The following is a 1,928-nucleotide window of genomic DNA, read 5'->3' on the forward strand; positions in this document are numbered from 1 at the left end:
ACCAGCCGCCGCGCCGCAGCTGGTGGGACCGGCTGACCGGAAACCACGACGGCTACGGCTTCGAGATCGACGGCCGCGACGAGATCGGCGCCCAGGCTCTCACCGAGCTGGCCGGGCGCGCCATCAACGATGTCGCCAACACCGTCACCCAGTCCGCAGACCACGTGATGGGATTCTTCTTGCGGCTACGTACCGAACTGGGGTTCTATCTCGGGTGTGTGAACCTGCGGGACCGGCTCACCAAATCCGGTGTTCCGACCTGTTATCCGGTGCCGACCACGGCCGACGAGCCGCGGTTTGGCTGTCGCGATCTGCGCGATGTGGGGCTGTGCCTGACCACCACCGAGACAGTCACCGGCAACGACGTCGACGCCGACGGCAAGTCGCTGGTCATGGTCACCGGTGCCAACGAAGGCGGCAAGTCGACGTTTCTGCGCAGCGTCGGCGCCGCGCAGGTGATGATGCAAGCCGGCATGTTCGTCACCGCCGAGTCGTTGCACGCCAATGTCCGAGACGGCGTCTTCACGCATTTCAAAAGGGAGGAAGACGTCACCATGACACAGGGGAAGCTCGACGAGGAACTCGCCCGGATGAGTCAGATCGCCGACCACATCGGGGCGAAGTCGTTGCTGCTGTGCAACGAATCGTTCGCCTCCACCAACGAACGCGAGGGGTCGCAAATCGCCCGGAACATCGTGCGCGCCCTGGTCGATACGGGTGTCAAAGTGGTTTTCGTCACCCACCTCTACGACCTTGCCCACAGCCTGTTCGCCCGCCGAGACCCCGCTGACTTGTTCCTGCGGGCCGAGCGCCGCCCCGATGGCGCACGCACCTTCCGGCTGATGCCCGGCGAACCCGAACCCACCAGTTACGGGGAGGATTCGTTCCGGCGGGTCTTCGGCATCCCGGCCCGGGGTGAATGAGTACCGGACGAACTACCGGGGTTGAGCGGGCGCGTGCACCACGAGCGGCACGCCGGGGAAGTAGGCCGCCATCTCCGAGCGCGCCCGGCGCAGCGCGGCGGTGCCGTAGCCCTTCTTGCGATGCGCGGGATCAATCCAGATCCGCACGTTCACCTCGCCGCGGGCGAGGTCGCCGAAAACCATCCCGACCTTCTCGATCCCGTCGACCGCGACGAACCACACGGCGTCTTCGTCGTCGACGCGCGCCAGCCCCGAATGGATCTCGTCATCGAGACCGTCGGCCGGGCGGCCGGAACCGTCGCCGCTGGCGTCGACGTCGGCGGTGCGCAGGGCGAAGATGTCGCGGTCCGCTTCGCCGGCGAACGGACGCAGCATCAACGTCTCGCCCAGGCTCGCCGGCCGCTCACCCAGGGTGAACGTCAGCTCGTTGTTCAGGTCGTCGAGTTCCGCGGCGATCGTGCGCCGCGAATCCTTGGTGAGTTGGTCGAACGACATCCCCATCACCGCCTCACAGCCCAGCGGTGATGTCCCGAGCAGTGCCGCGATGGCCTTGACCGCAGCGGGCCGGTCGTCGGAATCCACGATGACATCGAGCACCTCATGGCGGCGCTCCATCGCTTTGAGCAAGGCATCGGTAATCGCACGGCGGGAGACAGCTTGGTCGAGAGCGGTCATGGCACAAGCGTAGATCGCATCCGCGCGCCCCGCACTACTCCGGAAGGCGCAACTCCGGCTTCTCCACCTCCTCGATGTTGACGTCTTTGAAGGTGACCACCCGCACCTGCTTGACGAATCTGGCCGGCCGGTACATGTCCCACACCCACGCATCGGACAGCTGCAACTCGAAATACACCTCGCCGTCGGCGTTACGCGGCACCATCTCCACCCCATTGGCCAGATAGAACCGTCGCTCGGTCTCCACCACGTAGCTGAACTGGCCCACGATGTCCTTGTATTCGCGGTACAGCGAGAGCTCCATCTCGGTTTCGTACTTCTCGAGATCCT

At 65.4% G+C, this 1,928-nt stretch carries 3 protein-coding genes; 1 reads left to right on the plus strand and 2 read right to left on the minus strand.

The annotated features are described in order from the left end of the window. A partial coding sequence (locus AC2VON_RS23610) for a MutS-related protein (RefSeq protein ID WP_486955021.1) occupies positions 1-923 on the plus strand: 923 nt, incomplete at its 5' end. A gap of 12 nt (positions 924-935) precedes the next feature. On the opposite strand, the gene AC2VON_RS23615 is transcribed toward AC2VON_RS23610, so the two are convergent. After that, positions 936-1,598: a GNAT family N-acetyltransferase gene (locus AC2VON_RS23615; RefSeq protein WP_486955022.1), complete on the minus strand. Its 663-nt coding sequence runs from the start codon at positions 1,596-1,598 to the stop codon at positions 936-938. Between the two features lie 34 nt (positions 1,599-1,632). Then, a partial coding sequence (locus AC2VON_RS23620) for a DUF2469 domain-containing protein (protein ID WP_486955023.1) occupies positions 1,633-1,928 on the minus strand: 296 nt, incomplete at its 5' end.

The sequence above is a fragment of the Mycobacterium sp. TH-M82 genome, assembly GCF_057473605.1.

Excerpts from the sequence above, each read along its gene's own strand:
- AC2VON_RS23615 (WP_486955022.1), bottom strand. The coding sequence starts at position 1,598 with ATGACCGCTCTCGACCAAGCTGTCTCCCGCCGTGCGATTACCGATGCC.